The following is a 26,674-nucleotide window of genomic DNA, read 5'->3' on the forward strand; positions in this document are numbered from 1 at the left end:
CCCACTTCAGTTATCCACAAGTGGCCGACCCTTTGCTAATCGAGTCCCGCCGCCGCGCCTATTTGAACGCCATGCAGGTGGTCAATTGGCTGCCGCGCACCGAATTGCCCTTCGCCGCGCCCTCGCGCCCCGAGCTGCTGGACATGCCCGAGCCCGAGGTAGAAGCGCCGCTGGTGCCCGCGCCTCAGGCCGAAGCGCCGGTGCAGCCTGTTGCGCGCCCGAGCGAACGGCCGAAGATCGAAGTGCCGCGCCCGTCGCTGGCGAGCACGCGAACCAACGCCAAACCGGTGGAAGAGGCCGACGACACGCCAGTCGTCGCCAAGCCCGCACCGGTGCCGCCGCCGCGTTTCGCCCTGCAATTATTGCGGGCCGGGCGTTGCCTGCTGCTGGTCGAGTTACCCACAGGCGAGCCGTTCCAGAGCCGTGATCCTGCTTATTTATTGCTCAAAGACATGCTGCGTGCCGCCGGTCTGCCGGATGCGCCGCAAATTGTCGGCGAGCCAGTGCGTTGGCCGTGGCTCAATCGCGGCACCATGGATCAGGGCCCGGATGCGGCGCGCGACTTTGTGCAGGGTTTCCTTTCGGTACAAATGGAATCCGCACCCTGCGCCTGCCTGTGGCTGATCGGCCTGCCGGCGGTGCGTTTTGCCGGTGAGGCGGACGCTGAAGCATTCAATCGTGAATTGCAGATCGAAGGTCTGGGCTCAGCCTGGGCCATTCCCGGTCTGGAATTGTTAATGGAAGAGCCACAGCGCAAAGCCGCTGTGTGGCAAGCCATGCGTCGGCTGATGGCGCGCTGGAAAGAATCGAATGAGTGACGCTGTATCGTTCCGCCCGATGATCGAGGCGGATCTGGACGCTGTGCTGAAGATTGAATTCGCCGCGTACAGCCATCCGTGGACACGCGGGATTTTTCTCGACGGCTTGGGCAAATACCAGATCTGGCTGATGTTCGAAGGTGAGCAACAGGTCGGGCATGGTGTGGTGCAGATCATTCTCGATGAAGCGCATCTGCTCAATATCACCGTGAAACCGGAGAGTCAGGGGCGAGGGTTGGGGCTGACATTGCTGGAGCATCTGATGTCGCGAGCGTATGCGGCTGAGGCTCGGGAGTGTTTTCTCGAAGTGCGCGACAGTAATACGGCGGCGTTCCGGTTGTATGAGCGTTATGGCTTCAATGAAATTGGCCGGCGTCGGGATTATTATCCGGCGGTGGGCGGGCGTGAAGATGCCGTGGTCATGGCCTGCACTTTGGTTGACTGACCCCCTGACTCATTCTGCTCCTGCGGATACAACATCCCCCTGTAGGAGTTGCCGAAGGCTGCGATCTTTTGATCTTGTTCCGGATCATGCAAAAAGATCAAAAGATCGCAGCCTTTGGCAGCTCCTACAGGGGATCGGGTCTGTCAGCGCTTGCCATCCATCGGATCACGCCGCGCCAGTTCCGCCTCATCCAGCCCGTTTCCACCGCCAATGTCATCCTCATCGACAATGCTCAAATCCCAATCCGCCTGATTGCCTTCCCCGGCCTCTTCGGCATCCCGCGCACCGTCTTCATGAATCAGCGTTTCCGGGCTCATGTCATCGTCGGTCGGCTCATGGTCGGCAACCGAGGCGCCAGTCATCCCGGCTTCACGCACGCGTTCATTGGGCATCAACTGCTCGCGTTCACGCTCGGGAATCTCATCACCGATCTTCGCGCTCGGCTCGTCTTCATCGAAATCCAGCTCATGCACCGAACCCATGCGGTCTTCGTTATCATCGATGGGCTCCGGCTGTACCGCATCGTAAGGGCGTCGTGAATCAGTCATGGCAATTCCTCATACTGTGGGCCTTACTAAGGTGGACTCACCGGGCACACGAGAATTCCAACGAAATCACTTTCGGCTCAAGCGTGACCCCGACGGGCGGTCGACTGTCATACCAGCGCATCTTTCTTGAGGCCTTACAGCATGCATGACTTACAAGACCTGATTGATAACAACGAGCGTTGGGCTGACGCGATCACCAAGGAAGACCCGGATTTCTTCGCCAAACTGGCCCGCCAGCAAACGCCGGAGTATCTGTGGATCGGCTGTTCCGACGCGCGCGTGCCGGCCAACGAAATCGTCGGCATGTTGCCGGGCGATCTGTTCGTTCACCGCAACGTCGCCAACGTGGTGCTGCACACCGACCTCAATTGTCTGTCGGTGATTCAGTACGCGGTGGATGTGCTCAAGGTTAAGCACATTCTGGTCACTGGCCACTACGGTTGCGGCGGTGTGCGCGCCTCGATGCAGGATCGCCAGTTCGGCCTGATCGACGGCTGGCTGCGTTCGATTCGCGATCTGTACTACGAAAAACGCGAAGAACTGGCCAAGTTGCCGACCGAAGAAGAACAGGTCGATCGGATGTGCGAACTCAACGTAATCCAGCAAGTGGCCAACGTCGCCCACACCAGCATCATCCAGAACGCCTGGCATCGTGGGCAGAGCCTGTCGATCCACGGCTGCATCTATGGCATCAAGGATGGCCGCTGGAAAAGTCTCAACACCACCATCAGTGGTTTCGAGCAATTGCCGCCGCAATACCGTTTGCGTCCGGTCGGCGCGCCGTAATCAGCGTTTCAGCGCAGGCCCGCGTGGCGCCAGCGCTGTAAAAACTGTTGGCCTTCGCGGTTGGGTGGTTCGTCGTAACCGGTGATCCACCCACGACAATGCGACGATCCGCAATGGCAAGCGAACTGGCGCAAGAGTTTGTCTTCGGTGGCGGCGAAATCCATGGTCAGCCGTTCGCCCCTGTGGATATCTTTCAGCGCCCACAGCCACAATTCGCTCATGTCGAGAAACACGTTGGGGTTGCAGGAATGCTCCAGCAATCCGCAGAAGCGTGGGTCGTAAAGATGCAGGCCGGTTTGCAGTTGCCGGGTCTGCCGACATCGATAGGGCAACACTTGTCCCGATACGCGACACATGCGGGTGATGCGCAGAAACTCCCGATGCGCGATCACCGCATCGGCGCCATCGTCATCGTGAATGATTTCGAAGTCATCGCTGGCTGGAAACCCGAGACGCACGGGGAGGCCGGCAAACGGATAAATGCCCGGCGAATCACAAGCATGACGGGCGTGAACGGCATGACTGTTCATAACGATCCTTGTCCAACGGGTGCTGCGACTTCCGTAGGCTGACGTCCTGTCAGTCCTGCAACACGATTTATGGATCCAATCCTGCGATATATGACAGAACCGGTCTACTGTCAGATCTGACAGGCGCGATTCGCGCTTTTGCGCGTCAGCCAAAACTGACGCGCAACACTTCTATAAGTGTGGGGCCGGGACGGCAGCGGCAGGCAGCGGTGCCTGCAATTTCTGCAGTTCAGCCTTGATCGGCGTGGTGGTGCATTTCGCGGCGGCTTGTTCTGCGCTCAGATTGCGAATCGAGGTGTAGAACAGCTCGCAGGTTTTGACCTTCTGCGTCACCTGCCAGGTTTGTGTGCAACGGTTGAGCAGGGGCTTCGGGTCGCTGCCCGGTTTGCTGCCCATTCCGGCCTGCCAGCAAGCGGCGCTCAAATCCTGTCCCATCACTTTCAGGCCGGCGGCATCGGCATTGGCTTGTGCGTCATCACCGGTGTAGCTTTTCGGGTCGGCGGCGTACCAGATGTAACTCGGGTGATTGGAGCCCAATACCGGCACGTTCACGCCTTTGCTCGGTGTGATGGTGGCGAGGCCTAACACGCTCACGGTCGGCCCGTATTGATCTTTGATCCAGTTTCGCACCGGCGCCCCGAAAGCGACCATCGGCAGCACGCTACCGCTGGCGCTCTGGCTGAACTGTTTGACCAGCGTGGTCTGGTAGTCCTTGAAGTAACCGTAGACGCCTTCCAGATCACTGCCGGCGCTGGCGGGCGCGGCGATCGGGGCGATGTCGATGATGGTTTGAAACGCCGGTGTTTGCGCCGCAGGAATACCGTTTGCGGTCAGCAACGTTGCCCAGCGATCGGTGGTGTTCGAGCGCAGGTAATCCTGCGCCTGGGTCAGCGAATAATCCGGCGGGAAGTGCAGCAGTTCGATGCTTTTGCGGTTTTCCAGGGCCATGCCCAGCGGCAGGAACAGATACCAGCTGTACGCCCATTTGCCGTCGGCGTTGAGTTGGCTGGCGCCTTTGTAAGCCAGATCGCCGGCATCGAGCAGCGCCGACAACGGTTTGTCATAACCCTTCGGCACGCCGGTTATCTCGGCGTAGAGCTGACCGTTATCAGTCTTCACCAACACCTTTGCATTGGCGTAACCGTCGCGTTGCACGCTCTGGTTCAAGTAGTGGGCGACGGTCTGCTCCAGCGTCCAGTTGCGAAAGCAGATGACGCTGCAGTTGTTGGGGTAGGCGAAGAGACGGGTAACGCGTTCGCTGCTGCCGAGTTTCAGGTCGACATCGGCGTGGGCGGCGGCGCTCAGCGTGAGCGCGGCGAGGGTCAGTCCTGCGATTTTCAACATGCTCAGATCCTTTTCAGCGTGATTCCCCCTCGTTCGGGGGCGCCTCATAGTGGATCAGCCGTGATGCCCGGAGAAGTCGGGCAACACGGTTTTTTGTGCGCAAGTCGCAGGCGGGTTTATCCGGCCGGAAAGTGCAGGGCGTTGCTCAGATCGCCCATGGGTTGTTGCCCGCGCGCAGTCATCGCGTCATCGCGCTGCTTGAGGCCGTCGAGCTTCTCCAACTGGAACACGCGGGTGATCAAGCGCAGGATCGACGCCGTGTCGTAAACCGTGTGATCGACTGTGCCTCTACGCGCAAACGGCGACACCACCAGCGCCGGTACACGCGAGCCCGGGCCCCAGCGATCGCCCTTGGGCGGCGCAACGTGATCCCACCAGCCGCCGTTTTCATCGACGGTCACGACCACCACCATGTTTTTCCACTGCGGACTTTCGCGCAGCACTTTCAACGCGCGGACGATGTGTCGATCCCCGGAGGCGACGTCGGCATAACCGGCATGCATGTTCAGGTTGCCCTGAGGTTTGTAGAAACTCACGGCGGGCAATTTGCCGGCCTCGGCGTCGGCGAAGAATTTGTTAGTACTCGACTCATCGCCCAACCCGGCGTCGCGCAGACGTTTAGTGCGCTCTGCGGGATTGTCCGGGCCTTGTTGTTTGAAGTAGTTGAACGGCTGATGGTGATACTGAAAGTTGGGAATCTTCGGGATGCCGCCGGAATCCTTGAACTGATCCAGCGTCGCCTGCCACGCGCCGGCGTACCACGCCCAATCGACGTTCTTTTTCGACAGCTTGTCGCCGATGTGCTCGTGGGTCTGCGGCACCATCACATTGGGCAGATCGGCTTTCGAATACGCCGGGCGCTCAGGGTCGCGAATCCATGTCGGCCAGTAGGGCGGGGCCAGTGTGTTAACGCCATAACCATCCGGCGTAAGCGCACTCGGGCCGAATTGAGGCGGGCCAGTCATGGCGCTGGCGGGCGATGCGTCCAGCGGTTTGAGGCGCGGGTCGTTTGGATCAGCGCTTTGCAGCGCAGCGATCTGCGACTTGGCCACAGAATTGCCGACGTCCGGATAGAACGGTGCGGTGGCGCTGATCAGGTACTGATGGTTAAGGAACGAGCCACCGAAAGCACCCTGGAAAAAGTTGTCACAGAGCACGAACTCCTGCGCGAGATCCCACAGGCGCAGGGCATAACGGCTCTGTGCGTAGTGCCCCATGGTCAAACCACCGGAGTCGGCCCACGCGACGAAACCGTCATTCTTGCCGCCGTTGATCTGCATCTGGTTCTGATAAAACACGTGCCACAAATCACGGGTGACCAGGCCAAAGGGCAGGTCTTCGCCATTCGGGCCTTTGAGGGCGAACGGCGCGTTGAGCAGGTTTTCCTGAAACTGCGTGGCGTTGGGGTACGTCACGCCATCCAGGGTTTGCGGGCCGATCTGCAAGGTGCCGCCCCAGACCGGCGGCAGGGTTTGCAACAGCGAGCCATCGCGGTCGCGTTGCTGATAGTCGGCAGGTTTCAGCGCCGACAGCGGCTTTTCGACGCCGGGGAAATCACCGAACAGGTTATTGAAACTGCGGTTCTCGGCGTAGATCACCACCACGGTTTTCACCTGCTCACGCAGCGCCTTGTCCAGCTCGGCCGGGGTCAGCGGATGCTCGGCTGGTTTATCCGGTTGATCGCTGGTATTGCCACACGCCGCCAGCGTCGCCCCGACGCCAAGCACCGCAACACCCCCAAGGAAACGGCGGCGACTGGTATCGGTGGGGGTATCGGATTTTGCGGAAGGTGCGTCGGTGGCGTCTGAATCGTCGATCATGTGTCGGCCCGTTTTGCTTAAATGTTTCAGTATGTTTCGGGCGGACGCTAGCAAGGGGATGTGACGGTTGGGTTACAAATGGTGCGGTGATTGTTGATCTGCTGCACGGTTAGACTTTCGCGATTGAATCCTGTCGCGATAAACCATGAAGCCCTCTACTGCTCTTGATTTGCAACGAATCGCTGTCCGTGCGGTTGCCCGCCGATTTCAGATGGGCAACCTTCGTGTTTTTGGTTCGGTGGCCATGGGCACCGATACAGAAGGCAGTGATCTCGACCTTTTGGTCGATCCAAAGCCCGGCACCACATTGTTTGATCTAGGAGGGCTTCAGGTGGAGCTTGAGGAATTATTGGGCGTCACCGTTGACTTGCGAACCCCGGAAGATATTCCACTCAAATTTCGCCAACAGGTTTTGGAACAGTCGCGACCTGTATGAAAAGGGAACTGATCTATCAGTTAAGAACTGAATGAGACTGCGAATAATGGGTGTGAAGTCTGGATGGTGATTCAAGTTCGAAGTGAAAAACAAATGTGGGAGCGGGCTTGCTCGCGAAGGCGATGTATCAATCAGCAATGATGTTGACTGACACACCGCTTTCGCGAGCAAGCCCGCTCCCACAGGGGTTTTATGCCAACTTGACGATCCGGTTTACGGCATCACCGGCGGTGTATACGCCAATGTCGTCCCCAGCGCCCACAGCAAAAACAGCACCAGTGGCGTGTGCACCAGCAGTTGCACGAACGAGAAGCCGATCAGATCCCGTGCCTTCAGTCCGAGCACGCCCAGCAACGGCAGCATGTAGAACGGGTTGATCAGGTTCGGCAGCGCTTCCGCCGCGTTGTAGATCTGCACCGCCCAGCCGAGGTGGTATTGCAGATCGTTGGCGACCTGCATCACGTACGGCGCTTCGATGATCCACTTGCCGCCACCCGACGGGATGAAGAAGCCGAGAATCGCCGAGTACACGCCCATCAGCAGGGCATAGGTGTCGTGGGAGGCGATGCTGACGAAGAACGTCGAGATGTGGTGTGCCAGCGTCTGCGCATCGGCGCCTTTGACCGTGGTCATCAGTGCGGCAATCGAGCCGTACAGCGGGAACTGGATCAGCACGCCGGTGGTGGTCGGCACCGCGCGCGACACCGCATCGAGGAAGCTGCGCGGGCGCCAGTGCAGCAGCGCGCCGAGCATGATGAACAGGAAGTTGTAGGTGTTCAGCCCGGAAATCGCGGTGATCGCCGGTTTCGTCGAGAATTCGTGGAACAGCCATCCCGCCGCCAGCAGCACCAGCACGATGATGAGAAGAGGACTGTGTTCGAGCCATTCGCCCGGACGAGTGCGCGGTTGCAGCGGTGGCAGATTGAACGCCGGGTCGATGCCGCACGCCTTGGCGTCTCGCGCAGAGTTCGGGCCGGGCGCGGTGGCGTAGGCGATGATGATCGAGATCACGATCAGCGCCAGCAGCATCACGCCGGACTGCCAGAGGAAAATCGTTTCGGTGAACGGAATCACTCCGGTGATCGACAGGATCGACGGCGGCAGGCTGCCCGGGTTGGCCTGCAACTGTGCGGCCGACGACGACAGGCCCAAGGCCCACACGGCGCCCAGACCCAGATAGGCAGCGGCACCAGCGGCGCGGTAATCCATTTTCAGATCGGTGCGGCGGGCGAGGGCGCGCACCAGCAAACCGCCGAACACCAGCGACAGGCCCCAGTTGAGCAGCGACGCAACCATCGAAATCAGTGCGACCCAGGCCACGGCGGAACGACCGTTTTTCGGGATGCGCGCCAGACGATCGATCAGTTTCACGGCGGGCGGCGAGCTGGCGACGACGTAGCCGCCGATCACCACGAAGGCCATTTGCATGGTGAAGGGGATCAGGCTCCAGAAGCCGTCACCGAAAGCCATCGCGGCGTCGGTGGGTTTGGCGCCCATGGCCATTGTCGCCAGCGCGACGATGATGACGGCCAGCGCGGCGAACACCCAAGAGTCGGGAAACCAGCGTTCGGCGAAGTTGGAACAGCGCAAGGCGAAGCGCGCGGAGCGGCTATCTTCGATATCAGCGGCCACAGAAGTACCTCGGATTTTTTTATGGTTATTTTTGATCCAGGAGCGTGTTACCCATTTCAGGCAAAGCGGTGAACCCTGTGGGAGCGAGCCTGCTCGCGAAGAGGCCGGCACATTCAACATAAATGTTGCCTGAGCTGACGCTTTCGCGAGCAGGCTCGCTCCCACAAGGGGGCACTTTGGTTTGCCGGCGTTAGAGCGGGCGCCGCCTGGACAGGCCCCAACAGTAAATCAAGCCGAGGCGTTTTGTGAGCAGGTTTTTCCAAATCAGGACTATGGTCTAACGGGTTGTCCATCCGTCCATTTGCGTAGACCATGTGCGCCTTGGTTTTTTGCCTGTGCCAGAGTTCTTTGTCATGACTGCCAATTCCGCAGCGCAACCCGCGCCGTTCAGCCGCTCCGACTACAAGACCCTCGGCCTTGCAGCCCTCGGTGGCGCGCTGGAAATCTATGATTTCATCATTTTCGTGTTCTTCGCCCTGACCCTCAGTCAGCTGTTTTTCCCGCCGGAAATGCCCGAATGGCTGCGCCTGCTGCAAAGCTTCGGGATCTTTGTCACCGGTTACCTGGCGCGGCCGCTGGGCGGTATTTTGATGGCGCATTTCGCCGACCGCATGGGGCGCAAGAAAGTCTTCAGCCTGAGCATCCTGATGATGGCGCTGCCGTGCCTGCTGATCGGGATCATGCCGACCTACACGCAGATCGGTTATTTCGCGCCGCTGTTGTTGCTGGCGCTGCGCATCCTCCAAGGCGCGGCGGTCGGCGGCGAAGTGCCGAGTGCCTGGGTGTTCGTCGCTGAACATGCGCCTGCTGGCCATCGCGGTTATGCGCTGGGCTTCCTCCAGGCCGGGCTGACCTTCGGTTACCTGATCGGCGCGTTGACCGCGACGTTTCTGGCGCAAGTCTTCACCCCGGCGGAAATCCTCGATTACGCCTGGCGCTATCCGTTCCTGCTCGGCGGTGTATTCGGCGTGATCGGCGTCTACCTGCGTCGCTGGCTGAGCGAAACGCCGGTGTTCATGGCCATGGAAGCGCAACGTGAGGCGCGCGTCGAACTGCCGTTGCGCACGGTGTTGCGCGAACACCGACTGGCGATGTTGCCAGCCATGCTGCTGACCTGCGTGCTGACCTCGGCGGTGGTGGTGTTCGTCGTCATCACGCCGACGATGATGCAGAAAACCTTCGGCATGAGCGCCAGCCACACCTTCGCCCTCAGCGCCTTGGGCATCGTTTTTCTCAATATCGGCTGCGTGATCGCCGGGTTGCTGGTCGACCGCATCGGCGCCTGGCGCACGGTCATGCTCTATAGCCTGCTGCTGCCGCTGGGCATTGCCGTGCTCTACGGCTGCCTGATCAGCGGCGGCGACTGGATTGGCATCGCCTACGCCATCGCGGGTCTCGCCTGCGGCGTGGTGGGTGCGGTGCCGTCGGTGATGGTCGGGTTGTTCCCGGCGCGTATTCGCGTGTCAGGCATTTCCTTCACCTACAACATTGCCTACGCCGCGTGGGCAAGTATCACACCGCTGCTGCTGATCGGTCTGATGCCGTGGAGCCCGTGGATCTGCGTGATGTTCTGCGCGGTGATGGGCGCGGTCGGTATCGTCAGCGCGGCGTATTTCGGCGCGCGGATGCCGCGCACGGGACAATGTCAGGTAGCCGGAACTGCCTGACAACGTACGTCCGAACTATTTTTGACTGAGGAGTCTCAAGCGCTCTTCAGAAACGCTGCGCAAGGCCGATGGTTAGGCTGCATCCCGCTCTCTAACCTGTCCATCGGTACTTTCCCATGTTCAACAAACGCTTGAAGCAAGAGCTGGCCGCTCTTCGTGAAGAACTCTCCAGTCTTGTGCAAGTGAAGGAAAGCCTGGAAAGCGAGATGCTGGTGCTGACCCTTGAGCCCGACGGCCGGGTGCAATCGGTCAATCAGAACTTCCTCACCGAGATGCTCTACAAGAGCCACGATCTGATTGGCCGCGCGATCGAAGACATCGTTCCGGCCCACGTGAAGTCCGATGAATTTCATCAGCGCTTCAAAAACGCCATGAACCGTGGCGAGCATTTCGCTGGCGCGATTCGTTTGATGCGCGGCAATGGTGAAGAGGCGTGGCTGCGTTCGATTGTGCAGCCGGTGCGCACGTCGGATGGGCGGATCAAAAACATCTCGATCTACGCCAGTGACCTGACGCGCACCATCGAAGCCTCCCGTGAACACGAAAACCTGATCGGCGCGCTGGTGCGTTCCACCGCCGTAATCGAGTTCGATCTCAACGGTAATGTACTGGCCGCCAATGATCGTTTCCTTAGCGGTATGGGTTACAGCCTGGCGCAGATCAAGGGCAAACATCACCGGATGTTTTGCGAGCCGCAGGAGTACAACAGCGCCGAGTACGCGAACTTTTGGCGTCGTTTGAACAACGGTGAGTTCGTCGCCGACCGTTTCAGACGGGTCGACAGCCATTGTCGTACAGTCTGGCTGGAAGCGTCCTACAACCCTGTGGTCGATGCCAACAACAAACTGTACAAAGTGGTGAAGTTCGCCACGGTGATCACCGATCAGGTCAACCGCGAAAAGGCCGTTGCCGAAGCCGCCAACATTGCCTACAGCACCTCGCAACAAACCGACAGCACGGCGCAGCGTGGCACCACGGTGGTGACCGAGGCGGTCAATGTGATGCGCGATTTGTCGCGGCACATGCAGACGGCGGGTGAGGGCATTGAAGCGCTGAACGAGCAGTCGCTGGTGATCGGTACCATCGTCAAAACCATCAGCGGCATTGCTGAACAGACCAACCTGCTGGCGCTGAACGCGGCGATCGAAGCGGCGCGTGCCGGTGAACAGGGGCGTGGTTTTGCCGTGGTGGCCGATGAAGTGCGGCAACTGGCTTCGCGCACCAGTCAGGCGACGGACGAAATTGTTGGCGTGGTGCGGCAGAACCAGGAAATGGCGCGCAATGCTGTGGCCCTTATGACTGACGGCAAGCTGCAGGCCGAACAGGGGCTGGCGCTGGCGGCAGAGGCGGGCACGGTGATTGTCGAGATTCAGGACGGTGCGCAGAAAGTGGTGAATGCGGTTGGCCAGTTCGCCAATCAACTTTCCAACTGAAGATCCACCCAATCCCTGTAGGAGCTGTCGAGTAAAACGAGGCTGCGATCTTTTGATCTTGATGTTGAGGGCCAAGATCAAAAGATCGCAGCGTTCCGCAGCTCCTACAGGTTTTTCACCAGCAGATATTTCGTTGCAGGCGCTACAATCGGCTCCTTTTCTCCCCGGAGCAGATCCCCATGAGCGCCGACCATTGCCGCCCGGTTCCCCTCAACAAAGCCTACCGTTTGCTCAACCACGGGCCGACCGTATTGGTCAGCGCCGCCCACAACGGCCAGCGCAATATCATGGCTGCCGCCTGGGCAATGCCGCTGGATTTCGAACCGCCGAAAGTCGCCGTCGTACTCGACAAATCGACCTGGACGCGACAGTTGCTCGAAGCCTCGGGCACCTTCGTCCTCAACGTGCCGTGCGCGCAACAGGCCGATATTGTACAAACCGTCGGTAACACGTCCGGTCTGGACATCGTTGGCAGTCAAAGCCGCGACAAATTCGAAGCCTATGGCCTGCAAACCTTCGCCGGAGATCTGGTTGAGGCGCCGCTGCTCGACGGCTGCGTCGCCTGGCTTGAATGTCGTTTGTTGCCGGAGCCGCACAATCATCAGCAGTACGATCTGTTCCTCGCCGAGGTGATTGCCGCTCACGCCGATGCGCGCGTGTTTAGCGAAGGGCGTTGGCATTTCGACGGCCACGATTCGTTGCGTACGCTGCACCATGTGGCGGGCGGGCATTTCCTCACTATTGGCGATGCGCTGGATGGCAAAGTGCTGGAAGCTAAACCATCGGAGTGAAACAAAAATTAACGTTTTGCAGTAATTAATTATTGTTTTGCGATAATTTAATCGTCTATGGTTTGTCTCACATTCAATCTGTGAGGCTTTCCATGACTTCCGTTTCTCTCGCGCAATTCAGCCGCCGTATGGCCACGATTACATTGCTGCTGATCATCCTGATGCTGGTGCTCAACGCTGCGGTCTGGCTGTTCCCGACGTTGGCCAGCAAGGATGGTTTGGGCCTGGGGTTCGCCTTGAGCGATCGTCAGCTTTCGGACATGACCAGTGCCGCCGCAGTGTTTCCGTGGTGGCAAACATTGGGCGCGATCGTGCTGTCGAGTATTCCCCTGATCGCATTGGCATTTGGTTTGAGGGCGCTGCGCCGTCTGTTCCAGTGCTACGCCACGGGTGAGTATTTTTCCGCAGAAGCGGCCGGTCATCTGGGCAAGGTCGGGCGCGCCGTGGCGCTTTGGGTGCTGCTGGATTTTCTATGCGAACCGATGCTCAGCTTGTGGATTACGCAAAATGCGCCGGTGGGTGAGCGAATGGTGACTTTGAGCGTCACAGCGTCCACCTTCGTCGCGTTGTTCATGGCCGGCTGTATTTCGATCATTGCGCGTATCCTGTCGCAGGCCAGCGAAGTGGATTCCGAAAACCGTACTTTTATTTGAGATCGCTATGTCTATCGTGATTCAACTGGACGTGATGCTCGCCCTGCGCAAGGTCAAATCCAAGGATCTGGCCGCCGCCATCGGCATCACCGAAGCCAATCTGTCCTTGCTCAAACAGGGCAAGGTCAAAGGTTTGCGTCTGGCGACTCTGGACGCCATTTGTGAATACCTCAACTGCCAACCCGGCGACTTGCTGATCCGCGTGCCGGAGGGCGAACCGGCTGTTTAAAAGCACTGCCCAACCCATGGCAAAACGCGGCGGGATGTTGCAAGGTGTGGGCATTGTCGAATCAATCAGGCACATGCCCCATGGATATCTCTGCCGTGAGCTACCTCGCTCCACTGCTGTCGCTGGCGCTGTTGTGGACAGTCGCCGTGGTCACGCCGGGGCCGAACTTCTTCAACATCGCGCAACTGGCCGTCAGCCGTTCGCGACGCCATGGCGTCGTTGCCGCACTCGGCGTGGCCAGCGGCACGGTACTGTGGGGACTGGCCGGCGGCTTGGGCATCCAGTCATTGTTCAGCGCCGCACCGACGCTGTATCTCAGTTTCAAGATCGCCGGTGGCTGCTACCTGATCTACCTCGGCCTCAAGCAATTCAAACGCAAGGCTGCCATCGCGCCGGGCACCGTCGACGCGTCGCAGCAAACACTGCGCGGCGCCTATGCCCGAGGCTTTCTCGGCAACATGACCAATCCAAAATCGGCACTGTTTGTCGCCACCATCTTCGCTACCGCAATGCCGGCACACATACCGCCGTTATTGCTGGCGCTGGCGGTACTGACCATGGCCACGCTGTCGTTCAGTTGGTATTGCAGCGTCGCACTGTTCTTCGCCAGCCGCCGGGTGGCGAGTGTTTACGAACGCTCGCGTAAGTGGCTGGATCGACTGGCCGGTGGTTGCTACTTGCTGTTTGGCGCACATCTGGTGGCGAGTCGTTGAGCGCATTGGGTGTATCTGTCTCAGGGCAAGTCGAGAGGAAAATGCTTCGCTTCGTAGGCTTCGATCAAGGTGATCAATACCTCGAAGTAATCCCCTTCAGGCGTACCAGGTACAGGTTCATTGTCGAAAAGTCCGGAAACGTTTTTGAGCGCCGCACGGTAGTCTTCTTCGGTGTGGATCGGACGGATGTTCATGGGGAAAACTCCATTTCAACGAACGGACTCACTCTACCTCTGCGTACAATTTTCAGGGGTAGGAAAAGGCGACGTGATATTGCCGTAGCTTCCGAGCCCGCATAAAAAAAGGCCTACCTCCCAGTAAGCCTTTTCCGTCTTGCATGTAAGCCTCAATCCCCCAACGCTTCCCCTTCACGCCGTGGGTCCGCACCACCTTCCAGCGTTGCATTCCCTTGCGCATCCTTGACCCGAACAATCGCCTGGGTGCCGCTGGTCATGTCGATTTCATTCACCGCATGCCCTTTGTCCTTCAACGCCTGAATCAGCGTCGGGCTGAATTGGCCTTGTTCCAGTTCGGTCGGGCCGTTGCGGCTGCCGAAGTTGGGCAGGCTGATAGCGCTTTGTGGGTCGAGGTTCCAGTCGAGCAGGCCGATGGTGGTTTTCGCCACGTATTCGATGATCTGCGAGCCGCCCGGTGAACCGACGCTGGCGAGGAATTCGCCGCTGTTGCGATCGAAGATCAAGGTCGGTGCCATCGACGAGCGTGGGCGTTTGCCGGGCTCGACGCGGTTGGCGACTTTTTGGCCGTTCTCTTCGGGGATAAAGGAGAAGTCGGTCATCTGGTTGTTCAGCAGAAAACCCTGAACCATCAGGTGCGAACCGAACGCTGCTTCGATGGTGGTGGTCATCGATACGGCGCCGCCGAGGTCATCCACTGCGACCACTTGTGACGTCGAGATACGCAGTGGCGAACGATCCGGTGCATAGGCCACCTGCACGCCCGGCGGTGTGCCGGGTTGGGCGGTGCCCATGCTGCGCTCGCCGATCAGGCTGGCGCGGCTGGCCAGATAACCCGGGTCGATCAGGCCTTTCACTGGCACCGGAACGAAGTCGGTATCGGCGACGTATTGCGCGCGGTCGGCGTAGGCCAGACGTTCAGCTTCGGCGATCAGGTGCACCGCTTGTGGCGCGGGTTCGATGCCGGCGGGTTTGTCGGTTTTCACTGGTTTTAGCGGGGTGAGCGACAAGCGCGGATCGCGGGTTTCCAGCGCCTGCAAGGTGCCGAGAATCTGCGCCACGGCGATGCCGCCCGACGACGGTGGCGGCATGCCGCAGACTTGCCAGCGCTTGTAGTCGGTGCACAGCGGCGCGCGTTCTTTGGCTTGATAGTGCTGAAGATCGTTCAGCGACAGGCTGCCCGCGTTGGCGTGGCCCTGAACCTTGGCGACGATTTCTTCAGCGATCGGGCCTTTGTACAGCGCGTCGGCGCCTTCGTTGGCGATGCGTTTGAGCACGGCGGCCAAGGCTGGATTCTGCAAGCGTGTGCCGACCGCTTTGACACTGCCATCGGCATTGAGGAAATACGCGGCCATGTCCGGCGAATTGCGAATCACCGGATCAGATTCCAGCAGCGAATGCAGGCGCGGGGAAATCGCGAAACCTTGTTCAGCGAGTTTTATCGCCGGTTCAAACAGCTTGGCCCATGGCAGGCGACCGTGTTGTTTATGCGCCATTTCCAGTGCGCGCAAAACGCCCGGAGTGCCGACTGAGCGGCCGCCAATTTGCGCCTGGGGAAACGACATCGGTTTACCGTCAGGGCGCAGAAAGAGTTTCTCGGTTGCGCCGGCCGGCGCGGTTTCGCGACCGTCATAGGTGCGCACCTGTTTACCGTCCCACAACACGATCATCGCGCCGCCACCGATCCCGGAAGATTGCGGCTCAACCAGCGTCAGCACGGCCTGCATCGCAATCGCTGCATCAATCGCCGAACCGCCCTGACGCAACATCTCGCGACCGGCCTCGGCAGCCAGTGGATTGGCAGCGGCGGCCATGTGTTTGCTCGCGTGACGGGTTTGCAGATCGGTGCGGAAACCCGACGCGGCTTCCGGTGCCAAGGGCATGACCGAGGAGGGCGGGGCGTTGCACGCGGTGAGGGTCAGGGCGCTGATGATCAGCGTCAGGGCAGGCAGGCGAAAGCGGCTCAAGGGCAAGGCTGAAAACACGCGGGCTCTCCGTCCGTGGATTAAAAGTCTGAGGGACTCTATCGACCGGTCGGTCGAGACGCAAACCGATGGGCATTTTTGTCTTTCTTTTCTGGGCGGATGTTCGCTAGGGTCGACCTCAACTGATAGACCATAACGACTCCCTGTAGGAGTGAGCCTGCTCGCGATAGCGTCATCACATTCAACATCATTGCTGACTGATCCAGCGCTATCGCGAGCAGGCTCACTCCTACAGTTGAAAGGCATAAAAATCATAAGAGGCCAGGCATGCACAGCGAGTTTCCCACTGAGTCCAGTTACCGCATTCAACGCGAACAGTTTCTCGCCGCCGCCAATGCCGCCGGGGCGTCAATCACCTCCTACGCACATCCGCGCTGTGGCCCGTTTGGCGAGCCGTTGAGCACCGACGTCGCCGTGCTCGGTGACCCGCAGGCCAAAAAACGTCTGGTGGCACTCAGCGGTACCCACGGTGTGGAGGGCTATTACGGTTCCGACTGCCAAATCGACTGGCTGAAAGCATTCGCACCCGGCTCGCTGCCCAAGGATGTCGCGGTGATCATGGTTCACCTGATCAACCCGTGGGGCACGGCGTGGTTGCGTCGAGTCAACGAAGACAACATCGACCTCAACCGCAATCACCTGGATTTCACCGAAGCATTGCCGGATAACCGTGCTTACGCGGCATTACACGATATCTACGCCTGCACCGACCTGAATGGCCCCGAGCGTCAGCGCGCCGATGCCTTGCTCGATGCGCAGATCAACGAACACGGCTGGCCGGCGGTGATGTCGATTGTCGAGGGCGGGCAGCACAGTCATCCGGATGGATTGTTCTATGGCGGTCGCGCGCCGAGCTGGTCGAATCGCACGTTGCATCAAATCATCGAAGCGCACTTGGCCGGCGCGGACACCGTGATGTGTTTCGACCTGCACACCGGCGCTGGCGAATACGGTCATCCGATGTTGCTGACCATCACCCAAACGCCGTACCCGGCACTCCCCAAGGCTCAGTCGATTTACGGGCCATGGCTTTACACGCTGCACACCGGCGCCGACACCCTGAGCGAAACCGGCGTCGCCGCGACCGCCACCGGTTACACCTCGCAGGCATTGCTCGATGCCTTGCCGGACGTGCAATTGATGCCGTTCGTGATCGAGTGCGGCACCTATCCCGGCGCGGATGTGCATCGGTATTTACGTGACGACCATTGGTTGCATCTTCACGGCGATCCGCTGGATGCGACGGGAAGGGTGATCAAACTGAATCTGCTGGAACAGTTTTACCCGGCCGATCCCGACTGGCGGGCGATGGTGGGTTTGCGTACCCGGCAAATCTGGGCGAAAGGATTGACGGCACTGGCAGGCTAAAACGCTGGATGAGGGGAGAAATCCCCTCACCATAAAACCGGCGCTTTTCTCGAGGCATAAAAAAACGGCCTACCTTTCGGTAAGCCGTTTTTAGTACTTGGTGGCTACACAGGGACTTGAACCCCGGACCCCAGCATTATGAATGCTATGCTCTAACCAACTGAGCTATGTAGCCAAGTGGCGCGCATTATTCCCCTGAAATGGAAAAGCGTCAAGCGTAAATTTAAAAATTTTTTCTACGCTTTCAACCGTTTATCAAAATCACTGGCTCAGCAGTGGCGAAGGGCAGCGTTGGAACCAGCGGCTGGCCTGTTCATACGCGTGCGCCAATTGCAGAACAGCGAAGTCTGCCTGGTGCTTGCCGATGATCTGCAGCCCCATCGGCAAACCCTGCGCATTGAATCCAGCCTGAACGCTCGCCACCGGGCAACCCGATAACGTGCCGGGGATCACCACTTCCATCCAGCGATGATAAGTGTCCATGCTCACGCCATCGATCGACGTCGGCCACGGCTGGGTCTTGTCGAACGGAAACACCTGAGCGCTCGGCAACAACAGGTAGTCGTATTTTTCGAATAACTTCGAGATCGCTCGATACCAATCACTGCGCACCGCCGAGGCGGTAAACACTTCGCTGGCGGAAAGCTGCAAACCGTTTTCCACTTCCCAGATCGCTTCCGGTTTCAACAGTGCGCGCTTTTGCGGATCGGCGTAAGTCGCGCCCAACGAACCGGCGACCATCCAGTGGCGCAACGTGCGCCAACTGCTCCACAAGCGCTCAGGCGCGAAACCCGGATCCGCTGCCTCGACGTGGCAGCCAATGCTTTCGAAGTCGGCGAAGGTCTTCTCGCACAGCGACAGCACGCCGTTCTCCATCGGCAGATAACCGTTGAAGTCACCCAGCCAGCCCAGCCGCGTGCCTGTGAAATCACGTTCCAGCGGCGCCGCAAACGCCTCACCGGATTCGGCGATGGACAGCGGCGCTCGCGCATCGGCGCCGGCCTGCACTGACAGCAGCAATGCCGCGTCACGCACGCTGCGCGCCATCGGGCCTTCGTAACCGAGTTGATCGATAAACAGATCGGCACTGTCATCAAACGGTACGCGACCCTGCGACGGGCGGAAGCCGAAGATGTTGTTGAACGCCGCCGGGTTGCGCAGTGAGCCCATCATGTCGCTGCCATCGGCCACCGGCACCAGATGCATCGCCAGCGCCGCGCCTGCGCCACCGCTGCTGCCGCCGGCGGTTTTGCTCGGGTCATACGCGCAACCGGTGGCACCGAACAATGGGTTGTAGCTTTGCGAGCCGAGGCCGAATTCCGGGGTGTTGGTCTTGCCGATGATGATCGCGCCGGCCTGCTTGATCCGCTCGACCATGATGCCGTCGCGCTCGGGCACAAAATCCTTGTACAGCGGCGAACCCATGGTGGTGCGAATGCCACGGGTCAGCGACAGATCCTTGATCGCGTGCGGCAGGCCGTGCATCCAGCCATGGTATTCGCCGCGCAGCAGTTCAGCGTCGCGCTGATCGGCCTGAGCCAGCAGATCTTCAGGCGCTTGCAGGCTGATCAACGCATTGACTTTGGGGTTGAAGCGTTCGATGTGCGCAAGGTACGTCTGCATCACTTCGCGGCAGGAAACCTGGCGCAGGCGAATGCGCTCGGCGAGCTCATGGGCCTGCAACAGGACCAGTTCGCTGATGTTATTAGAATTCATTGCAAGCAGCCTTTAAGACGACTGGAAAAACGCCCCGGCCTCGCGCCGGGGCGGCAGGGATCAACGCATCAGGTTGGTCCAGAGACGGTCGGCCAGACGGATCGAGCCTTCGCCGCAGGTCTTGCTGAACACCACTTTGGTGCCTTGCGGAATGTGCAGCTCCGGTGCGTCCTTGAGCGAGGCATCGAGGAACGGTTCGACGCCTTTGATCGGGCTCTGATGCTTGAGGAAGTTCTGTGTCATCGCCGCATTTTCAGGCTGACTGAGGAACGCAATGAACGCCTTGGCATTCGCTGGATTCTTGCTGCCGGTCGGAATGACCATATTGTCGACCCACGCCAGCACGCCTTCCTTCGGGTACAGATATTTCAGCGTCGGTTTCATTTCGCGGGCGCGCATCGACGAGCCGCCCCAGAACATCGACATGTCGATTTCACCCGAAGCGAGGTTTTCGCGGATCGAACCGGCCTTCGAGCTGTAGGTTTTCACGTACGGCTTCTGCGCCTTGAGCAACGTCAGAATCTGCTGCATCTGCTTCGGATCTTCGGTGCACAACGGGATGTCGAGGTAGAGGCTGGCCATGTCTACCGCATCGCTGACCGCGTCGAACATGTTGATCCGGCCTTGCAGTTCGGCCGGCGGCTCATACAAGACTTTGTAGCTGTCGGCCGGGCCGCTGTAGCGCGCGGTGTCGAGCACCACGCTGGTGGTACCCCAAATGAACGGCACCGAATACGCGCCCTCGGGATCCCAGCTTGGCTTTTTCAGGTTGTCGGCAACGTTGGCGTAATACGCTTCTTTGACCGGGTCGAAGCGCTCCAGCAGTTTTTCCTGAATCAGGATCGGCACGAATTGATGCGACGGAATCGCCACGTCATAACCGGCGCCGCCCTGTTTCAGTTTCGCCAGCAGCGTCTCGTTTGAGTCATAGGAATCGACGGTGACTTCGATGCCGGTCTGCTTCTGGAACTTGGCGAGAATCTCCGGCGAAAAGTAGCCGCTCCAGCTCACCACGTTGAGTTTCTCGGCGGCCTGAACACTCACGGCCATGGTCAGCGGTAAAGTCAGGAACAACGAAGTGCCGACGCTTTTTATCCACTTGCTCATGTCATTTCCCCACGGTAGGTAGAAGGTTCAGGCGTTCTTTTTGCCCAACAGATAAGAGAGGCTGACGAACAGCACCGAGACGCCCAAAATCAGTGTCGAGACGGCGTTGACGTCGGGTGTCACACCCATGCGCAGCAGGCCGAAGATGAAGATCGGCAGGGTGGTGGTGCCGGCCTGCGAGACCATCATCGAGATCACGAAGTTATCCAGCGAGACGATGAAGGCCAGCATCAACCCGGAGAAAATCCCCGGCATCAGCAGCGGCAGCGTGACCTTGCGAAAGGTGCGCCACGGGCCGGCGTAGAGATCGGCCGAGGCTTGCTCCAGCGACAGATCCATATCGTTCAGACGTGCACGAATCGGCAGGTAGGCGAAAGGAATGCAGAACACCGTGTGCGCGATGATCAGGTTGCCGTAACCCAGCGACAGGCCGATGGTCGAGAACAGCGCGAGCGTTGCCACGCCGACGACAATTTCCGGCAATACCAGTGGCAACATGATCGCGCCCATCGACAGTTGCAGGCCTTTGAACTTGGCCCCGCGCGAGGTACCAAGCGCGGCGAGGGTGGCGATCGCTGTGGCGATCATGCTGGCGCACACCGCGATCATCAGGCTGTTGCTGGCGGCCTGGCGCAAGGCCTGATTGGCGAACGCGGCGCGGTACCAGTCGAGGCTGAAACCAGTCCACACCGTCGCCGACTGATTGGCGTTGAACGAGAACACCACCAGCACCACGATCGGCGCATAGAGGTACAGATAGAACAGAAAACTGAAACCGCCGAACCCTGGAAAGTCCTGCACGCCCAGCCCTTTGCGTTTGAATAAAGCCAGCATCACGCACCTCCTTTGGCGATGCGCTGACGCTCGGCGCGCAGGGCATACACGGTCAGCACCAACATCACTGCGGCCATCAGCACCAGCGACAGCGCCGCGCCGAATGGCCAATTACGCGAGTCACTGAACTGGCGGAAGATCAGGTTGCCGAGCATCATTCGCGTGCCGCCGCCGAGCAGTTCCGGGGCAATCATCGCGCCCAGGCACGGTACGAAGGTGAGGATGGCGCCGGCGAGAATCCCCGGTTTGGCGATCGGCAACACCACTTTGCGCAAGGTGCGCACGCGGCCGGCGTAGAGATCCTGCGCAGCTTCAAGCAGGCGGGTGTCCATTTTTTCCAGCGTGGCGTAGATCGGCAAAACCACGAATGGCGCGTAGGTGTAAACCAGCCCCAGCAGCACCGCGCCGTCGGTGTACAGCAACTGCAACGGTTCATGGATGACGCCCATGCCCATCAGGCTGTTGTTGATCACCCCGGTGTTACGCAGCAGCAAAATCCACGCATAGGTGCGGATCAGCAGGTTGGCCCAGAACGGCACGGTGATCAGAAAAATCAGCAAGCCGCGCCGATGCGGCGGTTGCATCGCCAGCCACACGGCGACCGGAAAACCGATCAGCAGGGTGATGATCGTGGTCAGCCCGGCGATGCCGATCGAACGCAGGGCGATGAGCAGATAGGAGTCGGTAAACGCCAGGCTGTCATCCATTTGCCGCTCGAACAGCAACGAGGTGTACGCCTCACTGCTGAAGACTTTATTGACCCCGCCGTAGGGGTTGGCTTCCATCAGCGAATAGCCGATGACAATCAGGATCGGCACCACCAGAAACAGGCAGATGGCGGTCAGCGCCGGGCTGACCCCGAGGAAACTCTGGAAGGCCTTGCGACGTTCCAGCGTGTTGGCAATCGGTAAGGCGTGCATGGCAATTTCTCCGGCTCAATCGTGCAGGACGCTGGCGCTACCGCGGTCAAACAGCAGACCGGCCCGGGAGCCGACGGCAAAGCGCAGGCTCTGGTCGACGCAATTGGGCGTGCGCACGGTGAGACGCGAACCATCGCTGAGGCTGACCTGATATTGCAGGTCGGTGCCAAGGTAGATCTGCGCGTCGATCCGGCACGGCAAGGCAGCCTCGGTAGTGGCCGGCACCAGATGCAGGCGCTCGGGGCGTACCGACAGCGATACGCTGGCGCCGACCTGCACGTCATCGCACGCTTGCGCCGGCAGCGGATGCCTGGCCGGCCCGGCGAACCACGCCTGACCGTCTTCCACACGAGTCACGGTGCCTTCGATGAAATTGGTTTCGCCGATGAAGTCAGCGACGAAGCGATTGCGCGGACGTTCGTAGATTTCTTCCGGCCGCCCGACCTGTTGCACTTCGCCTTCGGAGAGCACGGCAATACGGTCGGACATGGTCAGTGCTTCTTCCTGGTCGTGGGTGACGAAGATGAAGGTGATGCCGGTTTTCGCCTGAATGGTTTTCAGCTCTTCGCGCATGGCCTGACGCAGCTTGAGATCGAGTGCCGACAGCGGCTCATCAAGCAGCAACACTTTTGGATGCGGCGCCAAAGCGCGGGCGAGGGCGACACGTTGTTGCTGGCCGCCGGACAGTTGCGCCGGTTTGCGATTGGCGAAGCGCTCCATCTGCACCAGCGCGAGCATCTCGCGGACACGTTCGCTGATTTGCGCCTTGGTGAGGACTTTGCCCATCGGGTGCGATTCGAGGCCGAAGGCCAGGTTTTCAGCGATGGTCATGTGCGGGAACAGCGCGTAATGCTGAAACACCGTGTTGACCGGCCGCTCGAAGGGTGGACGATCGGCGATGTTTTCGCCGTAGAGGAGAATCTCGCCTACGGTGGGAAATTCGAAACCGGCGATCATCCGCAGCAGCGTGGTTTTGCCACAGCCGGACGGGCCGAGAAGGGTGAAGAATTCGTTGTCGCGGATATCCAGATCAATGCTTTTCAGCGCCACTGGACCGGTTTGCGGATCACCGTATACCTTGCGCACCGAGCGGATTGAGACCGCCAGTGTTTGCAGCGAATGCAGGGCATTCATGCGTTACCTCCGATTCCCCCATCGCCTGCGGTTCGCTCAGAAAAGCGTTGCCGTCGGGCCATGGATATTATTTTTTTGGGCAGGATCGAGATTGCGTTCGGGTGTAATAACCAGCTTTTTTTGTGTTCTGCTGTGGCTCGATTATCAGCCAGGGGTTGCGCGGGGCGACACTTCAATTTAAACATGGCAGCTGTTAGTTAATTTAATAGCCAAAGGTGCCAGGAATCATGCCCGACCACCGATTGCCGCCGTTGAATGCGGTGCGTGCCTTTGATGCCGCCGCCCGTTTGGGCAGCTACGTCGAAGCCTCGAAAGCGCTGCACGTGACCCAGCCTGCGATAGGCCGGCATGTGAAATTGCTCGAAGACTGGTTGGGCATTCAATTGTTCGAACGCACCTCGCGCGGGGTCAACCTGACCCCGGCGGGCGAGAAATACCACCGCAAGATCAGCGCCGCGTTGCAGTTGATCATCGAGGCCGGCAAGGAAGCGCAGCCCAAAGACGCCGAACGCTGGCTGCGGATCATGGTGGTGCCGGGGTTCGCCAAGCGCTGGTTGATGCCACGGATCGAAGCCATGCGGCACCTGCGGCCGGGGCTGAAATTTGCCATCGAACCCAACTCGACCTTCACCGAAGTGGACGGCAAGAGTGCCGATCTGGGCATCGTCTACGGCCTCGACGGGGAGTACGCCGATTCGCGGGAAGCGCTGATTTGCTCTCGGGTGTTTCCGATTTGCACGCCGGAGTATCTGGCGAGCATCGATCCTATCGACAGCCCGAGAGATCTGATCAAGCACGAGCTGATTCACGTCGATGACGGTGAGTGGTGGAACCTGTGGTTCGCCGCCCATGACCTCGATATCCACCTGAAATCCGACCTGCTGTACGTCAACAACGATCACGCCTTGTCGGTGGCCGAGAGCGGGCAGGGCATTGCGCTGGCCAACGAAGTGCTGGTGCGCCATGAGCTCGCCAGCGGCAAACTGGTGCGCGCGATTGATGATGAGGTGAAGCTGGAAAGTTACCGGGTGCTGACGCCGTCCGCCGAGCTCTCAGCGGACGCCGTGTGGTTTATCCAGTGGCTGAAAACCGAGCTGGAAAAGGACTTCCCGCAAGCGGTGATCAGTTGAGGCGAAAGCGCGCCGTGTTCTCGCTCAGTGCCTGGCTGCCGAGGCGCAGGGTGTCTGCCGCGAGGTTCACCGCTCGCGCGCCTTCTAGCAAACGTACCGCCGCTTGATCGACCTGCTGGATATTGCCACTGACTTCATCGGCGGTGCACGCCTGTTCCTCCACCGCCGTGGCGATTTGCGCGAGGGTGTCGGTGACACTTTGCACGGCACTGGCGATTTCGCCCAACCGTTCGCCAAGCCCGGTGACTGACTCGGCGTCGGTTTGCGCCTGGCCGCAGGCAGCTTCCATCAAACTCACGGCTTCGTTGACCGTTGCGCGCAGGCTGTCGACCGTTCCAGCGATCTGCGCGGTGGATGATTGCGTGCGTTGCGACAGGCTGCGCACTTCGTCAGCCACGACGGCAAAGCCGCGTCCCTGTTCGCCGGCGCGCGCGGCTTCGATGGCCGCGTTGAGCGCCAACAGGTTGGTCTGTTCGGCCACCCCGCGAATGGTGTCGACCACCAATTGAATCTGCTGGCCTTGCTCGCTGACCCGACCCAGCGCCGCAGCGGTGTCGTTCAAACGCTGATTGAGCTGTTGAATACTCGCGGTGGTGCGCTGACTGTCGCGGCTGCTGTCGGCGGCGATACGCTGGGTGTGCTGAGCGCTGCCGGAAGCCTGTTCGCAACTTTGCGCCACGCCTTGCGAGGTCGCGGCCAATTGCGTGGCCGCAGCGGCGATCTGGCTGATCTGCAACTGCTGCGCTTCGACTTCGCCGAGGGCACCGCTGGAGTGATCGTTGAGGCTGCGCACCGCGTCGCTCAGTTGCGAGGTCTCGTGATCGACTCCGAGCATACTGCTGCGCAGTTGCACCACCGCGACGTTGAGCGCGGTGCTGATCGCCGCCAGTTCATCGCGACCCTCCACCGGCACTTGCAGGCTGAGGTTGCCATCGCGCAGGGCTTCCGCGAGCAAGGTAATGCCGCTGGCGCTGCGACGAATCGAAGCTTGCAGGCAGATGAACAGGTACAGCGCGGCCAGCAGCAGGCACCCGAACACGGCGGCTACGATGATGAACTGACGGATCGCTGAACCGTGATAAGCATCAAGCCTTTGATCCAGCGAGACCAGCGATTGCTGGCGCAGGGCGGCGAGGTCGATCAACAAGGCGTCGAGGCTGCGCTCAAAGTCTTCCGGTTTGAGATTGATGCTGCCGCCAAACACGCCGTCATCCAGCACCTTCAGGCCGCTGTCGAGGTGTTTGAGGCTCTCGTGGTATTGGCTGGCCCAGCTCTGCTGATCTTTCGGCAGGCGTGCTTCCAGCAGCGTGGCGGTTTTCACCAGTTGCTCGCGAGCATCACCGATTCGGCTGCGCAGATCGCGCAACTGCAGACGGCTTTGCAGGGTGAACTGGCCCGAGACTACCGAGGCCTGGCCGACGGCAGCGAGGCGACCGACGCGTTCAATCAAGTCCGGCGCGTGTTGCGTGGAGATTTGCGTCAGCAGATAGGTTTCCAGCCACGGCGCGAGGGTCAGGCGATTGTCCATGACGATCTGCTCGCGCAACGCTTGCAGGGCGCTCAGGGCGTTGGTGAAACGGTCATAACCGTCCGGCCACCAACCGACACTGCTGAGGCTTTTCGAATCCAGTCCATTGAGTGCGGTTTGCAGCGTTTGATAGCGGCTGAGTGTTTCATCTTCCGCGCCTTCGTTTTGCAGGGCATTGCCCAGATCCGTGGTGGCTTGCACAACCGCCGGTTGCACCGCGTCGAACGCGCCCATGGCGGCGAGGGTGGCCGGTGTCGGCTGGCGATTGGTTTCGGTGGCGCGCCAACGGGCGGCGCGGTCGCGTTGGGCGGCGAGCAGGTTGTCCAGCGCATCCAGCGCGAGCAACTGGCGCACGCCGGCACGTTCGCCGGCAATCAGATTGAGCTTGTCGCGATAGTCCTGGCCGATCATCAACAGGCTGCCGGCCAACGGCAAAATGAACAGCAGAAACAACAACTGGAATTTACCCGCGAAGCCAAACCGCCCCAGCAATTTGATCCCCGGTGAAAGGAAAGCCTGCATGCCCCATGACTCCTCTGGACACCACGCACCATCGGCGTGCATCGCGGTCGTTCGACGTTGATGTTGTGCCCTGCTAAAAGGCCTCGAAAGTTCACTCTCACCCGCTCTGTAGGCAGGTTCTGTAGCGAAACTTCCCATTGTCGATCACCTTTGTAAGGCGACCGCGTTCAGGGTCAGTATCAAGGCAAGATTCAGACCATGGCGTTGGGCTATCACCTAAATCCCGTACCCTGTAGGAGCTGCCGAAGGCTGCGATCTTTTGATGTTGTTTTTTAAAAGATCAAAAGATCGCAGCCTTCGGCAGCTCCTACACGATTGGGTGATTCAGGTCGGGTGGTTAGTTAGCTGGCTAAGGGGATGGCGCTGACGCACTGAAAAATGGCACATTGAC

At 59.8% G+C, this 26,674-nt stretch carries 23 protein-coding genes, 1 tRNA gene and 3 pseudogenes; 13 read left to right on the top strand and 14 right to left on the bottom strand.

Annotation, left to right across the window (positions count from 1 at the left end; all coding sequences use genetic code 11):
* Positions 1 to 71: 71 nt before the first annotated feature.
* Both ACP3TY_RS01730 and rimI read left to right on the top strand, forming a co-directional pair.
* Positions 72 to 818 (top strand): energy transducer TonB, encoded by a 747-nt coding sequence (locus ACP3TY_RS01730; RefSeq protein WP_212545608.1) that lies wholly within the window; start codon positions 72 to 74, stop codon positions 816 to 818.
* Positions 811 to 1,263, top strand: coding sequence for a ribosomal protein S18-alanine N-acetyltransferase (gene rimI / locus ACP3TY_RS01735; RefSeq protein ID WP_053123834.1), 453 nt, complete (start codon positions 811 to 813; stop codon positions 1,261 to 1,263). The genes ACP3TY_RS01730 and rimI overlap by 8 nt, the downstream gene beginning before the upstream one ends.
* A 143-nt stretch (positions 1,264 to 1,406) precedes the next feature.
* Here the strand turns inward: rimI and ACP3TY_RS01740 are convergent, their stop codons facing one another.
* Positions 1,407 to 1,811 carry a hypothetical protein gene (locus ACP3TY_RS01740; protein ID WP_053123832.1) on the bottom strand — a complete coding sequence of 135 codons (405 nt, stop codon included), beginning with the start codon at positions 1,809 to 1,811 and terminating at the stop codon, positions 1,407 to 1,409.
* 141 nt (positions 1,812 to 1,952) lie between these two features.
* On the opposite strand from ACP3TY_RS01740, the gene can reads away from it, so the two are divergent.
* A complete protein-coding gene (gene can, locus ACP3TY_RS01745) occupies positions 1,953 to 2,597 on the top strand; it encodes a carbonate dehydratase (RefSeq protein ID WP_053123831.1) in 645 nt (214 codons plus the stop codon).
* 8 nt (positions 2,598 to 2,605) lie between these two features.
* On the opposite strand, the gene ACP3TY_RS01750 is transcribed toward can, so the two are convergent.
* The 3 genes from ACP3TY_RS01750 to ACP3TY_RS01760 all read right to left on the bottom strand — a co-directional run bounded on the left by ACP3TY_RS01750 (position 2,606) and on the right by ACP3TY_RS01760 (position 6,291).
* Positions 2,606 to 3,127 (bottom strand): lysine methyltransferase, encoded by a 522-nt coding sequence (locus tag ACP3TY_RS01750; RefSeq protein ID WP_426619138.1) that lies wholly within the window; start codon positions 3,125 to 3,127, stop codon positions 2,606 to 2,608.
* Positions 3,128 to 3,298: 171 nt separating this feature from the next.
* Positions 3,299 to 4,471 carry a hypothetical protein gene (locus ACP3TY_RS01755; RefSeq protein WP_426619139.1) on the bottom strand — a complete coding sequence of 391 codons (1,173 nt, stop codon included), beginning with the start codon at positions 4,469 to 4,471 and terminating at the stop codon, positions 3,299 to 3,301.
* A 116-nt stretch (positions 4,472 to 4,587) separates the two neighbouring features.
* Positions 4,588 to 6,291: an acid phosphatase gene (locus tag ACP3TY_RS01760; RefSeq protein ID WP_426619140.1), complete on the bottom strand. Its 1,704-nt coding sequence runs from the start codon at positions 6,289 to 6,291 to the stop codon at positions 4,588 to 4,590.
* 145 nt (positions 6,292 to 6,436) lie between these two features.
* On the opposite strand from ACP3TY_RS01760, the gene ACP3TY_RS01765 reads away from it, so the two are divergent.
* Positions 6,437 to 6,727, top strand: a complete 291-nt coding sequence (locus ACP3TY_RS01765) for a nucleotidyltransferase family protein (RefSeq protein WP_282358664.1) — start codon at positions 6,437 to 6,439, stop codon at positions 6,725 to 6,727.
* A 213-nt stretch (positions 6,728 to 6,940) separates the two neighbouring features.
* On the opposite strand, the gene ACP3TY_RS01770 is transcribed toward ACP3TY_RS01765, so the two are convergent.
* Entirely contained in the window at positions 6,941 to 8,359 is a 1,419-nt protein-coding gene (locus ACP3TY_RS01770) for a short-chain fatty acid transporter (RefSeq protein WP_053123825.1), read from the bottom strand.
* Positions 8,360 to 8,712: 353 nt separating this feature from the next.
* Here ACP3TY_RS01770 and ACP3TY_RS01775 point away from each other — a divergent pair, with 353 nt between their 5' ends.
* The 7 genes and pseudogenes from ACP3TY_RS01775 (at position 8,713) to ACP3TY_RS01805 (ending at position 13,845) form a co-directional block, all read left to right on the top strand.
* Positions 8,713 to 10,026 (top strand): MFS transporter, encoded by a 1,314-nt coding sequence (locus ACP3TY_RS01775; RefSeq protein ID WP_426619141.1) that lies wholly within the window; start codon positions 8,713 to 8,715, stop codon positions 10,024 to 10,026.
* A 206-nt stretch (positions 10,027 to 10,232) separates the two neighbouring features.
* Positions 10,233 to 10,919: pseudogene (locus ACP3TY_RS01780) on the top strand (PAS domain-containing protein); the annotation flags it as partial.
* Between the two features lie 102 nt (positions 10,920 to 11,021).
* Positions 11,022 to 11,459 (top strand): annotated as a pseudogene (locus ACP3TY_RS01785) (methyl-accepting chemotaxis protein); the annotation flags it as partial.
* A gap of 179 nt (positions 11,460 to 11,638) precedes the next feature.
* Positions 11,639 to 12,250, top strand: coding sequence for a flavin reductase family protein (locus ACP3TY_RS01790; protein ID WP_426619142.1), 612 nt, complete (start codon positions 11,639 to 11,641; stop codon positions 12,248 to 12,250).
* 92 nt (positions 12,251 to 12,342) lie between these two features.
* Positions 12,343 to 12,903, top strand: coding sequence for a DUF2975 domain-containing protein (locus tag ACP3TY_RS01795; RefSeq protein ID WP_159814605.1), 561 nt, complete (start codon positions 12,343 to 12,345; stop codon positions 12,901 to 12,903).
* Between the two features lie 7 nt (positions 12,904 to 12,910).
* Entirely contained in the window at positions 12,911 to 13,132 is a 222-nt protein-coding gene (locus ACP3TY_RS01800; RefSeq protein WP_053123815.1) for a helix-turn-helix domain-containing protein, read from the top strand.
* Between the two features lie 80 nt (positions 13,133 to 13,212).
* Entirely contained in the window at positions 13,213 to 13,845 is a 633-nt protein-coding gene (locus tag ACP3TY_RS01805) for a LysE family translocator (protein WP_282358943.1), read from the top strand.
* A 23-nt stretch (positions 13,846 to 13,868) separates the two neighbouring features.
* On the opposite strand, the pseudogene ACP3TY_RS01810 reads toward ACP3TY_RS01805, so the two are convergent.
* Positions 13,869 to 14,039 (bottom strand): annotated as a pseudogene (locus ACP3TY_RS01810) (helix-turn-helix domain-containing protein); the annotation flags it as partial.
* A 152-nt stretch (positions 14,040 to 14,191) separates the two neighbouring features.
* A complete protein-coding gene (ggt, locus tag ACP3TY_RS01815; RefSeq protein WP_426619143.1) occupies positions 14,192 to 16,024 on the bottom strand; it encodes a gamma-glutamyltransferase in 1,833 nt (610 codons plus the stop codon).
* A gap of 267 nt (positions 16,025 to 16,291) precedes the next feature.
* Here ggt and ACP3TY_RS01820 point away from each other — a divergent pair, with 267 nt between their 5' ends.
* Positions 16,292 to 17,392 carry a DUF2817 domain-containing protein gene (locus tag ACP3TY_RS01820; RefSeq protein WP_426619144.1) on the top strand — a complete coding sequence of 367 codons (1,101 nt, stop codon included), beginning with the start codon at positions 16,292 to 16,294 and terminating at the stop codon, positions 17,390 to 17,392.
* A 98-nt stretch (positions 17,393 to 17,490) separates the two neighbouring features.
* Here ACP3TY_RS01820 and ACP3TY_RS01825 read toward each other — a convergent pair.
* The 6 genes from ACP3TY_RS01825 to ACP3TY_RS01850 form a co-directional block, all read right to left on the bottom strand.
* A tRNA-Met gene (locus ACP3TY_RS01825) sits at positions 17,491 to 17,567 on the bottom strand.
* Between the two features lie 86 nt (positions 17,568 to 17,653).
* Positions 17,654 to 19,108, bottom strand: coding sequence for an amidase (locus ACP3TY_RS01830; protein ID WP_426619145.1), 1,455 nt, complete (start codon positions 19,106 to 19,108; stop codon positions 17,654 to 17,656).
* 60 nt (positions 19,109 to 19,168) lie between these two features.
* The gene (locus tag ACP3TY_RS01835) at positions 19,169 to 20,215 is read right to left on the bottom strand and encodes an extracellular solute-binding protein (RefSeq protein ID WP_212545503.1); all 1,047 of its coding nucleotides are present in this window, start codon (positions 20,213 to 20,215) and stop codon (positions 19,169 to 19,171) included.
* Between the two features lie 27 nt (positions 20,216 to 20,242).
* Positions 20,243 to 21,049 carry an ABC transporter permease gene (locus tag ACP3TY_RS01840; RefSeq protein WP_426619146.1) on the bottom strand — a complete coding sequence of 269 codons (807 nt, stop codon included), beginning with the start codon at positions 21,047 to 21,049 and terminating at the stop codon, positions 20,243 to 20,245.
* Complete coding sequence (locus ACP3TY_RS01845; protein WP_426619147.1) at positions 21,049 to 21,969, bottom strand: ABC transporter permease; 921 nt, start codon at positions 21,967 to 21,969, stop codon at positions 21,049 to 21,051. The genes ACP3TY_RS01840 and ACP3TY_RS01845 overlap by 1 nt, the downstream gene beginning before the upstream one ends.
* 15 nt (positions 21,970 to 21,984) lie before the next feature.
* Entirely contained in the window at positions 21,985 to 23,103 is a 1,119-nt protein-coding gene (locus ACP3TY_RS01850) for an ABC transporter ATP-binding protein (RefSeq protein WP_426619148.1), read from the bottom strand.
* 227 nt (positions 23,104 to 23,330) lie between these two features.
* On the opposite strand from ACP3TY_RS01850, the gene ACP3TY_RS01855 reads away from it, so the two are divergent.
* The gene (locus ACP3TY_RS01855) at positions 23,331 to 24,233 is read left to right on the top strand and encodes a LysR substrate-binding domain-containing protein (protein ID WP_426619149.1); all 903 of its coding nucleotides are present in this window, start codon (positions 23,331 to 23,333) and stop codon (positions 24,231 to 24,233) included.
* Here the strand turns inward: ACP3TY_RS01855 and ACP3TY_RS01860 are convergent.
* Positions 24,226 to 26,421: a methyl-accepting chemotaxis protein gene (locus ACP3TY_RS01860; protein WP_426619150.1), complete on the bottom strand. Its 2,196-nt coding sequence runs from the start codon at positions 26,419 to 26,421 to the stop codon at positions 24,226 to 24,228. The two genes, ACP3TY_RS01855 and ACP3TY_RS01860, sit on opposite strands and share 8 nt — an antisense overlap.
* Between the last annotated feature and the right edge of the window lie 253 nt (positions 26,422 to 26,674).

The organism is Pseudomonas rustica (genome assembly GCF_049959085.1).
GTDB classification, from domain to species: Bacteria; Pseudomonadota; Gammaproteobacteria; order Pseudomonadales; family Pseudomonadaceae; genus Aquipseudomonas; species Aquipseudomonas rustica.